The sequence below is a fragment of the Lentibacillus juripiscarius genome, assembly GCF_042685205.1.
GTDB lineage: Bacteria > Bacillota > Bacilli > Bacillales > Amphibacillaceae > Lentibacillus > Lentibacillus juripiscarius.
This window is the reverse complement of sequence record NZ_JBHUNA010000010.1, coordinates 37123-50470: the sequence shown is the minus strand read 5'-3', so window position 1 is coordinate 50470 and position 13348 is coordinate 37123. Positions and strand designations below refer to the sequence as shown.

The window sequence follows — 13348 nt, the reverse complement described above, 5'->3', positions numbered from 1 at the left end:
CTCTAATCCTTTAAAAGTTAGTTCAGTGTAGTAATCTACACTAGGTGCGACTGCCCGTCGCACAAAAAGGGCCTCCCCCACTCGGGAAAGCCCAATCCGTTCTGCTTTTCTATGGCAAAAATCCAAGGCCAAGCCGGCCAAACCCTAAAATCAATGTGAGAATGAGAGCAATGACAAGCTGAATCCACCAGCTTTTCGTCGCTTCTTCCCTGCCTGATTTCAAGCTGATCATTTCCATCGCAAATATCACCCAGATACCTGCCAGTGCTTTAAAAATTGCTTCACCCATCTGTGGGCCGTTAAAATAAGCACCAAGCAATGAACCACCGGAATACAGTATTAGTAAGTAATCCAATCGAAGAATCATTTGTACAATTTTTGCACCCTTCGCTTTCCCCGATTTATTGAGTGCAACAACAACGATGAAAAGGATGAATGCCAATACCCATGCCGTCACGTGCAAATGTGTATTCATTTACCAACCGTTCCTCCTTCATGCATACATTCCTAGTTTCTATTCCATAATTACCATCTTAACATGTCCCATCGCGAAAAGCATTTGAAAATTATTTGAACGGTATAAACAAAGGCTGCATTCTAAAAGATTGTTGCTTCTTGCGTCACTCTAGAGAATGAAAACTTGCTTAACAATTTGTATAAACTGCGATTGCAGGGGCACGGGAGATTTCCGCTCCTTCTCAAGACCTAAAGCCATCCAAAAGCGGGTCGAAAAGTCCGAGAGAAGGCTTCTAAAGACCTAATGCCACCCAAAAGCAGGGTCGAAAAGTCCGAGAGAAGGCTTCTCAAGACCTAAAGCCATCCAAAAGCGGGTCGAAAAGTCCGAGAGAAGGCTTCTCAAGACCTAATGCCACCCAAAAGCGGGTCGAAAAGTCCGAGAGATGGCTTCTCAAGACCAAAAGCCACCCAAAAGCGGGCCGAAAAGTCCGAGAGAAGGCTTCTCAAGGCCAATTGCCATCCAAAAGCGGGCCAAAAAGTCCGAGAGGTGGCTTCTCAAGACCAATTGCCATCCAAAAGCGGGCCAAAAAGTCCGAGAGAAGGCTTCTCAAGACCTAAAGCCATCCAAAAGCGGGTCGAAAAGTCCGAGAGAAGGCTTCTCAAGACCTAAAGCCACTCAAAAGCGGGACGAAAAGTCCGAGAGAAAGCTTCTCAAGGCCAAAAGTCGAGGCCACTGAAAAGGTGCCCCTTTTTTCAAATGTTGATTAATTAAAAGAAAAAAGGGGAGGCTTTTCACCAAATCAATGGATGAAAATTTCCCCTTCCGCGAGGAGTGCCGCTTCACTGATAAGCTTGCAACACGACGAGCACATTGCAAAGCTCCATTGAGCACGCTTCAACCTGCGAGGAGTGCTGCTTCACTGATAAGCTTGCAACACGACGAGTACCAAGTGTATTTCTGGAGCGCTGTCACTTAATTTTTAAGCAGTTATGTCGCGGTTTAAATCAACTGCAATTTAAAAACAACCTACAACAAAAGAACTTACAGAATAGAAGTAATACAGCCCAAAAACTGTTATAATGAAACTGCAATGTATTTTTGAATTCGGAGGGATACTATGACTGAAACAAGCCAGCAGATCATTGACCAAACGCAGGAATATGGCGCCAAAAACTATCACCCGCTTCCTGTTGTCATATCCAAAGCTGAAGGTGTCTGGGTGGAAGACCCGGAAGGCAACCGCTATATGGATATGCTGAGCTCCTATTCTGCATTGAACCAGGGGCACCGCCATCCGAAAATCGTGCAGGCGCTAAAAAGTCAGGCAGATGCTGTTACCCTGACCTCTCGGGCATTCCATAACGATCAGCTCGGACCATGGTATGAAAAAATCTGCAAGCTAACGAATAAAGAAATGGCACTTCCCATGAACTCCGGTGCCGAAGCTGTCGAAACGGCATTTAAAGCCGCCCGCCGCTGGGCATACGATGTTAAAGGCGTTGCAGATGACCAGGCGGAAATCATTGTCTGTGAAGGGAACTTCCATGGCCGGACAATGACAGCCGTCTCCCTTTCTTCCGAAGCTGAATACCAGCGCGGATACGGTCCTCTGCTCCCAGGCATAAAAGTTATCCCATACGGTGACATCAACGCACTGAAAGAAGCCATCACTGAAAATACGGCAGCTTTCCTGTTTGAGCCTATCCAGGGTGAAGCCGGAATCAACATACCACCGGAAGGATTTTTGAAAGAAGCGTATGACGTTTGTGCTAAAAATAACGTACTGTACATGGCCGATGAAATTCAGGCGGGACTAGGCCGGACCGGAAAAATGTTTGCCTGTGACTGGGAGGATGTTGTACCGGATGTCCTGATTCTGGGCAAAGCACTTGGCGGCGGTATCATGCCTGTCTCCTGCGTGGTTGCCAACAAAGATGTTCTTGGCGTCTTCAATCCGGGGTCACATGGCTCGACATTCGGCGGAAATCCGCTTGCTTGTGCCGTTTCTACAGCCGCTCTGGAAGTACTGGAGGAAGAAAAACTGGCCGATCGTTCGCTGGAACTCGGCAATCACATGATGGATGAATTGAAGAAAATCAATAATCCAAAGATTAAAGAAGTACGCGGCAAAGGCCTCTTCATTGGGGTTGAACTGACCGAATCGGCCCGCCCATACTGTGAAGCATTAAAAGAAAAAGGCCTGCTGTGCAAAGAAACACACGATAACGTTATTCGATTTGCACCACCACTTGTGATCGAAAAGGAAGATCTTGACTGGGCTATTGGACACATTCAAGAAGTATTAAAAGGCTAATTTTCCTGCTGGGCTGCTCCAACAAATGGAACAGCCCTTTCTTATTTCCACCAGACATCAACCCGCTACCCCCAGCGGCTGCCTTATCTTATAAGTAAAACTCATCCACACCCGCTCAAGCGGCCGGGCCGACCTTCCACCGATAGTACCCTACGCGCACGAAACCATTCCAAATTTCCATATAGTGCATTATAGTTTCACAAATCCGCTTCCGCACATAAGCTATATACATAGAAGGGGGAAGTACGAATGCCAGCGAAAGTAGGTGCAGTTAAAGTTAATAACATTGGAAATTCCAGTATCTTTAACATCGGAGACGTATATACCATGCGCCCGGAAAGCAACGCAAAAACCTATGCTGGCGGCGGTTCATTCAATACCGGCGACGGAACATACATCAGGCTCGGACAGTCAACCACATACGTGACTGATACGGATAAGGCGGATCAGAATATCATTTCCTGACAGGAGGGATTACCATGCATTTCGCTATACACCAGACCATCTCCATCCATTTCATCAAGGTGGAGGCGATATCCAACTCATCTGTACTTCAGATTGGCAGTACCGGCAGCATCCAGTCACAATCAGATGTTTATAATACAGGCGGGTACACCGAGCCGGCAGAACCAGCTGAACCGATTGGTGAGCCAGCTATCATTCGCCTGCAAAAGCCCGGGCCGTAACACACATCAGCGAAAAATGCATATGCTGTGTGTAGGCCTTTGCCCAGTTAAAAGGAGGACCACCCCATGAATAACTGGAACAACTATATCTACTATCTCCATCAGCGGATTGATAAACAGGACCAGTTAATCCATTCACTTGAATCAAGAATGCAGGATATCGAGAATGATAACAATCAAGAAAAAAAGCAAACCGTTGAAAAGGTAGAATACAATTTTGACCAGTTAAAAATAGAAAACTTGGAAGGAACCCTGCATATCGGTTTATCCCCGAATGACCTGAAAAACATTGACGATTTATCCGTACCCGGTTCCGGCTCGTCCACATTTAAACAGCAGCTGCTGTCTGAACTGAAGTCGTATTTGCACAGAAACGGCGAACAACTTATCCAGGAAATCGCACAAGAGCATCAGATCCCTTCGGAAAATATCGATCCAGCCGTTCTTACGGAAGACATCGCCAATCAGCTGCCGGACCGGATAGCCTTTTACGAACAAGAGGCTAAGCGTGATCAGCGCAATTTGAATGAAGAAGAGACCAAAACATATATTGCGGATCAGATTAAACACGAAATCCGCCACTCCTTAAGCAAGTATATGGAAGGGAATGATAACAGATGAATATGGAAGTACACAATTGGGGGCTGCAAGTCGACAATATTGATGTCGGTACCGTAACAGCATCGTCTGTATTTCTGGTAGGCGACAATGAAAGCTTTGTCCTCTCGTCTTTCTATGATACCCCACCTGAAGCAGCTGCACTTGGGACTATTGTTCCTTTATCAGGGTGACGTCCATGCAGCAGCGAACATCCTCTGTTGATAACATTAAAGTGAATGGGTTGACCTACAGCGGCATCTTCAATATTGGTGATACAACATACGCCTGGACGAAAGCGAAAGGGATCGCCGTTCAAAAAGAAGGCGCCATTTTTACCGATGAAGATGGTGTGGAATTTGAAAGCTACTCCCTGTTCCATATGGAGACAAATTGGCCGCACCAAAAATCTTCCGTTCAAAAAAACACATTCCACCACGGAGATACAATTGATGTCGGCAACATCAATATAACCGGTGTCAGTCAGGCTGCAATTTTCCAGGTGGGCAGTATCAACGATGTGCGAGGGGAAGCACGAATCAAGCATTTCCGCCGCTATTTAGACGGCAGTACACACACGAACCAGCCAGATTCATAAACTATCATAGCTCACCAATATCAAATCTAAGAAGGTGTTGTTATGCCATCGATTGTCGGACCAATTAAAATAAATAGTGTTGGCGGAGGCGTCGTTAATTTTGGTGACTCCTTTTACCTATCACCGAAAAGTTCTTCCAAAACAAGCACCGGCTCCGGAGCTCAGAATACCGGTGATTTCATCAACACCAATAACGGTGTCAGCTCAACCAACCCACTGGACCCAGATGTCAACGACCAAAACATTTCTGCTAACGCTTAACCGATCTGTCAGCACCCCACGGGACAGATCGCTTTTTTTGAATTAACCCGGCACTATTCATACTCCGACTGGTCAATGAAAAATAACTGAATAACGTAAATCAATAGCAATGCACCAATAAACAGCGAGCCCCAGCCAAGCGTTTTTTGTTCCACTTCCAAATAATTGTTACAGATCTGGCTGTCAGCGCCAATATACAGCAAGGCCATTAAAGAAAACATGATAACTAAAAATCCAAATATCACTTTTTGACCGGCTGCACCAATCTTCTTCCAGCTGTCCCGTAATGGAACACCGGCCAGAAATGGAAGGCTCCCAAACTTAAACAGTTCAACCATTTGCATCGTGAGTGCTTCATCCATCGCTCGCGGAACCATCCAATAGCTCCAAATAATGACAAATAAAAGAATGCCGGGGATGCCATTTGCATTCCATTTACTGAAAAACCGGGGGAATTTCAACTGGAAAAAGCGCCCCATCAATAGTCCGGAAATGACTAAAAGCGTCATCTGCATATGCATATGCACAATCATGACCGACTCCATAATGGCTGCGACAGGTGGCAGAATGAGAAAGATAAACAAGAGAAGTCCGTAAAAACTTTGTTTCATCATTCATCCTCCTCCTGTCTTGCCAGTATCTCATTTACTTTGGAGGCAGCTTCATCAATCAGTGTGTATTCCATCACTTCCTGCAGATGACCGGACTTATCAATTAGGTAAAAAGCACTGTTGTGTGTGAAATCACCATTGTCATTTGGAATAACAATCACACCCAGTTCATCAAGCAATGCATCCAATTCTTCCTTATCGTTAATTCTTGCCATTCGCCATGTTTCCCCGTCACTGTTAAAATAGCCACGATACTTTTCTAAAGTTGCAGGGTCATCTCTTTCCGGGTCGAAACTAATGCTTAGAAAAACGATGTCCTCGCCAATATAATCATCCGGTATCTGTTCATAAACTTGGGCCATGTTCATTTCCAGCTGGGGACAAACGGTGGTGCAGTTCGTGTACATAAACGTGACAAACACATACTTTCCATCAGCAAACTCGTCAAATGTGTACGTTCGTTCTTTGCTATCTTCCAGTGTGACAGAAGGGAACTCGGGTTTGTTCTGCAAAATCTCATATGTTCGTGCACTTTCTGCTGTGAACGCGCGAAATCCGTCTGTACCAGTATAGAACAACACAAAGCCAAAAACGATCACAACCATAGTCGCAATTGTATTTCGCCGGCTTTTGATCATGACGATCACATCCCAAAGAATTTTTATGGAAGGCTGTTTTCTACTAAATTGTTGCTGTTTGCGCCACTCTAGATAATTAAACCCTACTAAACAATTTGTATAAACCGCGACGCAGGTGCACGGGAGAATTCCGCTCCGGACAGTCGCTTTCACCCACAGGGCAAGCGCGACATCTGCTCCCACGAACAAGATGCTTTAGGGTCGGCGTTGTCACAGTACGTGACGTATTTAGCCGAATCCTTTTTGCAGTGTCTTCTTTCCCGCGGGCACGGCTTCAGCCTCCTCGCGGGAAAGTGCCGCCGAAAAGTCCGGGAGAAGCCTTCTCAAGGCCTAAAGCCACCCCAAAGCGGGCCGAAATGTCCTTGAGAGAGCTTCTCAAGGCCAAAAACCACCCAAAAGCGGGCCGAAAAGTCCTTGAGAGAGCTTCTCAAGGCCAAAAACCACCCAAAAGCGGGCCAAAAAGTCCGAGAGAAGGCTTCTCAAGGCCAAAAAGCATCCAAAAGCAGCCCGAAAAGTCCGTGAGAAGGATTCTCAAGGCCAAAAGCCAGCCAAAAGTGGGCCAAAAAGTCCGAGAGAAGGCTTCTCAAGGCCAAAAGTCGAGGCCACCGAAAAGCTTTTCACCAAATCAATGGATGAAAATCCCCTCTTCTGCGAGGAGTGCCACTCCACTGAATGAACTTCCAACACGACGAGCACAAGCAATGCTTCACCGAGTACGCTTCAACCTGCGAGGAGTGCTGCTTCACCGAAAAACTTCCAACACGACGAGCGCCAAGTATTCTGCCGGAGCGAATTCAAGTACTTACGAAAGAGATTTTTCAATATGTCGCAGTTTAGGTCAACTGCACTGGAAAACAACATCATTTGCGAAAACAGCCTTATGGAAAGATAGTCCAAACTAGTGGACTATCTCTTTAACATGTGAAGGTATTACCACGTCTTGATTGGCGGTGATCCCGGAGGTCCATTCACGATAAAGTCAACAATCGGGATAACGTATGCCATGGCAACCACCATCAGCATCAGGATAATCCAAAGACTCCAGCGTTCCGTCCATAGTGGTGTTGGCAGTGCGTCGTCTTCCGATTCACCGATTGGGAATTCTGTTTCGCCTTTTGGTGCAAAGAACATCATATTAAATACAGCATATACCTGGATAATGACACCCAGCAGAAGCAATGTTGCACCAATTCCCATGACATATTCGTACGGAATCCAGCTTAGTGCTGTTTCGTGATCACCATAAGTGGTGTAGGATGTCCGTCTTGGGTCACCCAAAAGACCAACCATGTGCTGTGAACCGGACATCAATATCATTCCGACCGTCCATGTGATCGTCTGAATGATTCCCAATTTGTTCATCTGCGGTGTCAATTTGCGTTTCGAGATGAACGGAACAAGCCAGTAACAAATACCGAAGAAAGTGAGTACAACTGATACACCAACGGTTATATGAAAGTGGCCGACAACCCAAAGTGTATTGTGAATGACCTGGTTAATCTGGTTACTTGTGTTAATCAGTCCGCCTGCACCGCCAGGAATGAATGCAATCATTGCAATCATTGGTGCCAGGAAGCGAACATCTCCCCAAGGCAATTTCTTAAACCATCCGAACAATCCTTTTCCGCCATGTTTGCGTCCGGCACGCTCCAGAACAGCGAACATAGCGAATGCTGTCATCAGGGAAGGGAATGCGATGGATATACTCATGAACACGTGCAGAAATTTAACGGTTTCCGTAATTCCCGGGTCAATGATCTGGTGGTGAAATCCTCCCGGAATGTTCAGGATGACAAGCAGGATGACAACAACCCTTGCCAGTTTATCGCTGAACAGCTTCCCGCCAACAATTTTCGGGATAGCAACATACCAGGCAGATGATGCGACAATGTACCAAATATTCACCAATGTGTGACCGAAACTCCAGAACAATGTACGGCTCACCATGACATTGACTGTTTCTTTCCAGCCAAGTGACCAAGGGATAAGTGTAAGCACCTCATAGGTCACACCCAAACTTCCGAAAAACCAGAGTACGAATACTCCCATGGTGAAGAAAGCAAACAGCGGTGTTACTTGCCCTTTATGGTTTTTCCTCCAGTGGTTATAGTTGATAAACACACCGAAACAGTTCGACCAGATTCCCAGTACAATGAATACCAGTCCAATATAGAACACAGGTGACGCTGCCATCGGTGGATAGAATGTATATAAGACAGATGCCTCATTTGCCAGGATAGTTGCGACAACCAGCACAACTCCTACTAGTATCAGACCAAATCCGGTCCAGGCCATCTTGCGGACTTTCGGAAGCAAACCGCCGATCGTATGCGCGAATCCGGAATATAAATAACCAATCGTAAATGCTGCCGTAAAAATTAAGATCAATAGAATCCCATGGGCCGTCAATACCTGATAGTAATTCAGCCATGCCGGCAATTCCATGAGCCCAGCCCGCTCGAGTCCCTGCAGTAAACCGAGAACCCCGCCGATAAGCAATGTAATAAAAGCGACTGACAAATAGGATTTCGTTATTCTGGCATCTTTCGGGTTCGGCCCAAAGACTTTTTTTGGGTCATCATAAATAATATCTTTTAGCGGCCTTGCCATACTATCACTCCTTTACTTCACCGTAATCTCGGTGGACATCAGCTGATGCCCTGTCCCGCAGTATTCATTGCACAGAACTAGATAGTTGCCAGGCTCATCAAATGAATGCGTGATTTTTTGAATGTGCCCTGGCATCACCATCGCGTTTATGTTTGTTCCGGCAACCTGAAACCCGTGCGTTACATCCTTGGACGTCATCGTAAACGTAACTTTCGCTCCAGCTGGCACTTCAATGTCACCAGGATTAAATGAGAATGCCTGGAGTGTCATGATAACTTCATATTCGTTCTCGCCTCGCTTGTAAACCCCGGGCTCATCAAATGGAGCTGTCTCATCAACCTTTTGCGGGTCAATCGTATCCATATTGCTCGGTGGTCCCATGCCGAGTGCAAATCCCTGATAACCAACGATAACCATGAAAATAACTAGAATACCGGCACTTAACGCTAGCCAAATTTCTTCCAGACGATGCATACCGTTCCCCCCTTAAACTCTTTCCATATAAAGCCAGAACACACCGGCCCACATGACGACGATAATAGCTGCAACGATCAGCACTGATGCAAATGTACCTCTCAAAGACTTTTCATCATTCTTATTTTTTGGAGCACTCTGTTTTGAAGCTTCCATACATACTCCCTCCTCATTGATTCGGTTCACTTACATCATAGTCAGTGGGGGGCATTATCGAAGTGAACTGCATCACAGGTAAGTGTGATTTCCATAACACCACCCGGGGGAATGCACACGTCTTTCTTTTTTTGCGTAAATAAAAAGGCCAAATCCTTGACATGACAAGGATTTGGCCCGATGATTTTCCATATTCCCGTTGTAACAATTTCGCCACAAATGGTACTACATTTCCAGTTCGAGCTGTTTGGAAAAGAAATAAAGGTGTGCCGCCTTTACTGGCTTTTTCCAAATGCGCTCGAGCGCTTCTTTATAAAGGTTCATTTGTACGTCATACCGTTTGCGAAGTTTTTCCTTTGCCGTTTCTGCCACTTCTTCGGTCATCGTATCCGTTTTATAATCAAGAATGGCCCATCCGTCTTCCATTGGGATGACACAGTCAATCACACCCTGAATCAGCACTTGTTCCTCGGTATCATTTGTCCAGTCGGCATAGACTTCATTTGCCGGGAGAGTTAAGCTGAAAGGCACCTCCCGATAAACTTCTGCTGCATTTATTACCTTCTGCCCAATTGCTGTTGTGAAGAATTCGGAAATGGCATGCCCATCAATCGCGTCCGCTTCCTGCCGCGTGAGAAATTCCCCTTCAACCAGTGATTCCACAAACTCTGTGATCTGTTCAGGCTGGAGTGGCTGTTTTAATGGAATATGCTGCATCACCGTATGCATGGCCGTCCCTCGTTCTGCGGCGGTGATTTCTTTTTGTTTTTGCATGAAAGCGGGCCGTCTGACGATTGGCGGCTGAAACTGGGCAATCAACTGGTCACTGCTGTATTCATCCTTTTGTTCACGTTGTCGTTTCAGCTCGGTGACCGTCTGTTTTGAACGGGATCTGGCCGCCTCTTCGTAAGGATAACGGTAAGACAGCCTGTTGGCTACTGCTTCCGTATAAGCATTTTCTTCCATGTCCAGCGGTTCCCAGTTCATGAGTTTTTCTCTCAGATGACTGTCCTCGTGTTCGGAGTCTTTCTCCAGATCCGTATAAGCACTTCCATGCGTGACCGTTACCTTCCATTGGGATGGGTCAACACGAATCTCCTCCAGCACTTTATCTGCAACATCTTCCGTTCTGAGTGCATCATTCATCTTGTGCCGGATTAATGCAGGTCCAACCCAGTCCAGGTATGATTTCGATTTTACACGGTAATGTGCCGGCAGGATCCAGTCGGCGTGATCAATCATCTGCTCCCATTTCTCTTGTTTTTTGGTAAATGAGACGACACTTCCGACCATCAGCAGTTTCTCTTTCGCACGTGTCATGGCAACATACAACACACGCATTTCTTCCGCCAGCAATTCCCGCCGTTTTTCCTGTTTCATCGCATGATAGTACAGTGTCGGGTAGGTGATCCGTTTAACCGGGTCGATATATTTGCTGGCCATGCCAAGGTCCTTATGCAGCAAATACCGTTCATTCAGATCCTGCACATTAAACTCCTTGTCCATCGCTCCAAGAATAACGACCGGAAATTCCAGCCCCTTGCTTTTATGAATCGTCATCATCCGGACAACGTCTTCCTGTTCACTGAGGGCACGGGCAGCACCTAAGTCATCCCCGCGTTCTTCCATCCGTTCAATGAACCGCAAGAAGCGGAACAACCCACGGAATGAGGTCGTTTCATACCCGCGCGCCCGGTCATATAGTGCTCTTAAATTAGCCTGGCGCTGCCGTCCTCCTGGCATGCCACCGACAAAATCATAGTAGCCTGTTTCTCTATAAATCTGCCAAATCAACTCTGAGAGTGCCCCCTGGCGTGATGCCAGACGGTAACGGGCAAGATTGTCGAGAAAACGATCGGCCTTCGTGGCTGTCTCATCCATGCTCTGCCGACAGAAGGCCTTTAATGCATCATAATAGGTTCCCCACCTGTTTGCCAGACGGATTCGGCCAAGGTCTTCCTCATTCATGCCGACAATCGGTGACTTCAGTACAGATGCGAGCGGAATGTCCTGTCTTGGGTTGTCGATCACTTTTAAAAAGTTCAGCATAACTTTTACTTCAATGGCGTCAAAATAACCGGTCGACAAATCGGCATAAACGGGTATCCCCTGTTTTTTCAGTTCATCCATAATGGTTGGTGCCCAATTCATGGAACGCATTAAAATGACCATGTCACGATATTGGATATCCCGCTGGGCGTCAATCGTTTTATCATACACTTGCATGGGGGCATTACCGTTTTTTCCAATCCAGTCCTTTATCTTTTCCGCATATGCCCTAGCTTCCAGTTGAGCCTTTTCCAGATCCTGATAACTCTCTTCTTCAGGTGACATTTCTTCCGGTTCATCATTTGCTTCCCTGTCAATGATAACAAGTTCAGGTTCCGGTTCGGCATGCGGAACGGCATCATACCTGTCATTACCATAAATCAATTCCGCATCCTCGTCATAGCTGATTTCACCAACATCCTCATCAAGAATCTGCCGGAAAACAAAATTTGTTCCAGTAAGTACTTCTTTCCGGCTGCGGAAATTGCTGGCGAGATCAATGCGTGCGGCAGGGCTGGCCGTATCTGCAAAACGCTTATACTTGTCAATAAACAGCGATGGTTCCGCATGACGGAAACGGTAAATGCTCTGCTTCACATCGCCAACCATGAACATATTGCCTGGCCCGTCCTGGTCACTTATGAGCGATAGAATGGTCTCCTGGACAAGGTTGGTATCCTGGTATTCATCAACGAGCAGTTCTGTAAATTGCTCACGCAGGCTTACCGCCACATGAGAGGGCTTTACATGTCCAGGCCCTGATGCTTCGCCCGCCAAAAGCTGCAGGCAATAATGCTCCAAATCGGAAAAATCAACAATCGCCCGTTCCCGCTTCTGTTCACTAAAGCGGTACGTAAACTGTTTGACCAGTTCTGCCAGGTGCCTGATAACCGGTGCCAGTTCCTGCATGTCCGCCACATGATTTTCCAGGTTGCGGCTGAACCATTTTTCTTTCATATCATTCCAGCGTTTTTTGTAGCGTTCACGCAGATTTTTCACTTTTTCTTTTTTCGTTTCATCACAGTCGGCTTTTTTCCCGGATAAACGCTTAAACGAACTTGCGGCCATATATGCCTGCAGCTCATCCCACGAGTGGAGACGGGCACGCGCCTGCTCCAGATTGGAAAAGTCAGCTTCCACTGTATCGGCATAGTGATAGGGACCATCCGTTTCCCTCGTCACCTCCAGCGCCAACTGCATCTCCTGTTCGATGGCGTCCAGCTCACTTTTGATTTCTTTATAAATGATAGCCAGCCAGTCCAGATCTTCCTCCTGCCAATCATCCGGGATTTCATACGCACTGGCTAGCCCATCCAGCCATGATTCAGGCCATGGATTCTGCATGGCAAAATCATACAATTTCAGGATGAGTTTTTCGACATCCGCATCACTTCGGTCACTGGAAAATCGGTCCACAACGGAAAAGAAACGCTGCTGTTCTTGTCCGTCTTTACCATACCACTCCTCAAATAAATCATCGATTACTTCCTGCTTGATCAGATCCGCCTCCGAATCATCCGCAATCCGGAATGAAGGATCGATATCAAGCAGGTAAGCATACTGTTTCACTATATCAAGGCAAAAAGAATGCAATGTCGTGATAGACGCACGCTGCAGCATGGACAGCTGCTTTTTCAGGTGAAGCGAGGCTGGGTTTTCCGCTAGTTTCGCTTCCAGTGCCTGCCCGACTCGGCTGCGCATCTCCTGTGCTGCCGCGTTCGTAAAGGTGACAACAAGCAGGGAATCGATATCAACGGGATCCTCCTGACGGGTCAATTTTTGAATGATACGTTCCACCAGTACGGCTGTTTTCCCTGATCCTGCGGCGGCAGCAACCAGAACATCCTTGCCATCTGTGTAAATCGCTTCTTCTTGTTTTCTCGTCCATCCAGCCATC

The 13348-nt window shown here is 46.6% G+C and carries 14 protein-coding genes; 7 read left to right on the top strand and 7 right to left on the bottom strand.

Features of this window, described 5'->3' with window-relative positions; all coding sequences use genetic code 11:
- Positions 1–109: 109 nt before the first annotated feature.
- Positions 110–475: a YisL family protein gene (locus ACFSUO_RS06740; RefSeq protein ID WP_382392378.1), complete on the bottom strand. Its 366-nt coding sequence runs from the start codon at positions 473–475 to the stop codon at positions 110–112.
- 1099 nt (positions 476–1574) lie between these two features.
- Between ACFSUO_RS06740 and ACFSUO_RS06735 the strand changes: the two genes are divergently transcribed.
- The 7 genes from ACFSUO_RS06735 (at position 1575) to ACFSUO_RS06705 (ending at position 4913) form a co-directional block, all read left to right on the top strand.
- A complete protein-coding gene (locus ACFSUO_RS06735; protein ID WP_382392376.1) occupies positions 1575–2771 on the top strand; it encodes an ornithine--oxo-acid transaminase in 1197 nt (398 codons plus the stop codon).
- 249 nt (positions 2772–3020) lie between these two features.
- Complete coding sequence (locus ACFSUO_RS06730; protein WP_382392374.1) at positions 3021–3236, top strand: spore germination protein; 216 nt, start codon at positions 3021–3023, stop codon at positions 3234–3236.
- Positions 3237–3250: 14 nt separating this feature from the next.
- Positions 3251–3457, top strand: a complete 207-nt coding sequence (locus ACFSUO_RS06725) for a spore germination protein GerPB (RefSeq protein WP_382392372.1) — start codon at positions 3251–3253, stop codon at positions 3455–3457.
- 66 nt (positions 3458–3523) lie between these two features.
- The gene (gene gerPC, locus ACFSUO_RS06720; protein ID WP_382392370.1) at positions 3524–4078 is read left to right on the top strand and encodes a spore germination protein GerPC; all 555 of its coding nucleotides are present in this window, start codon (positions 3524–3526) and stop codon (positions 4076–4078) included.
- Complete coding sequence (locus tag ACFSUO_RS06715) at positions 4075–4248, top strand: spore gernimation protein GerPD (protein ID WP_382392368.1); 174 nt, start codon at positions 4075–4077, stop codon at positions 4246–4248. The genes gerPC and ACFSUO_RS06715 overlap by 4 nt, the downstream gene beginning before the upstream one ends.
- A gap of 5 nt (positions 4249–4253) precedes the next feature.
- Entirely contained in the window at positions 4254–4652 is a 399-nt protein-coding gene (locus tag ACFSUO_RS06710; RefSeq protein ID WP_382392366.1) for a spore germination protein GerPE, read from the top strand.
- A gap of 42 nt (positions 4653–4694) precedes the next feature.
- Positions 4695–4913, top strand: a complete 219-nt coding sequence (locus ACFSUO_RS06705; protein ID WP_382392364.1) for a spore germination protein — start codon at positions 4695–4697, stop codon at positions 4911–4913.
- 53 nt (positions 4914–4966) lie between these two features.
- Here ACFSUO_RS06705 and ACFSUO_RS06700 read toward each other — a convergent pair whose 3' ends face one another.
- The 6 genes from ACFSUO_RS06700 to addA form a co-directional block, all read right to left on the bottom strand.
- Positions 4967–5524, bottom strand: coding sequence for a hypothetical protein (locus ACFSUO_RS06700; RefSeq protein WP_382392362.1), 558 nt, complete (start codon positions 5522–5524; stop codon positions 4967–4969).
- A complete protein-coding gene (locus ACFSUO_RS06695) occupies positions 5524–6162 on the bottom strand; it encodes an SCO family protein (protein ID WP_382392360.1) in 639 nt (212 codons plus the stop codon). The genes ACFSUO_RS06700 and ACFSUO_RS06695 overlap by 1 nt, the downstream gene beginning before the upstream one ends.
- Before the next feature lie 930 nt (positions 6163–7092).
- Positions 7093–8772, bottom strand: a complete 1680-nt coding sequence (locus ACFSUO_RS06690) for a cbb3-type cytochrome c oxidase subunit I (RefSeq protein ID WP_382392358.1) — start codon at positions 8770–8772, stop codon at positions 7093–7095.
- Between the two features lie 12 nt (positions 8773–8784).
- A complete protein-coding gene (locus ACFSUO_RS06685; protein WP_382392356.1) occupies positions 8785–9246 on the bottom strand; it encodes a cytochrome c oxidase subunit II in 462 nt (153 codons plus the stop codon).
- Between the two features lie 12 nt (positions 9247–9258).
- Positions 9259–9402 (bottom strand): cytochrome c oxidase subunit 2A, encoded by a 144-nt coding sequence (locus ACFSUO_RS06680; protein ID WP_382392354.1) that lies wholly within the window; start codon positions 9400–9402, stop codon positions 9259–9261.
- A 225-nt stretch (positions 9403–9627) separates the two neighbouring features.
- Positions 9628–13347: a helicase-exonuclease AddAB subunit AddA gene (gene addA / locus ACFSUO_RS06675; RefSeq protein WP_382392352.1), complete on the bottom strand. Its 3720-nt coding sequence runs from the start codon at positions 13345–13347 to the stop codon at positions 9628–9630.
- Position 13348 lies beyond the last annotated feature (1 nt).